The sequence below is a fragment of the Rhodoplanes roseus genome (assembly GCF_003258865.1).
Lineage (GTDB): Bacteria > Pseudomonadota > Alphaproteobacteria > Rhizobiales > Xanthobacteraceae > Rhodoplanes > Rhodoplanes roseus.
On the sequence record NZ_NPEX01000852.1, the window covers coordinates 1 to 266 of the forward strand.

Annotated in this window: 1 pseudogene; it reads left to right on the plus strand. The window is 81.2% G+C overall.

Annotated features, from left to right (window positions below):
* Nucleotides 1-266, plus strand: a pseudogene (locus CH341_RS34955) (ComEC/Rec2 family competence protein); the annotation flags it as partial.

Below are 266 nucleotides of genomic sequence, written 5' to 3' on the forward strand. Positions count from 1 at the left end.
GTGGCGCGGCTGCCGGACGGCGCCGCCGTCGCGCTCGTCCGCACCGCCGCGGCCTTTCCCGACGACTGCGCCCGCGCCGCCCTGATCGTCACGCTGCGTCCGCCGCCGCCCGGCTGCCGGGCCCAGGTGATCGATCGGGCGATGCTGGAGCGCACCGGCGCGCTGGCGCTGCGCCGCACCGCCGACGGCTTCTCGACGACGTCTGCGCGCGTCCCCGGCTACGACCGCCCGTGGGCGCCGGCACCGCCGCCGGCCGCGCCGTCGCG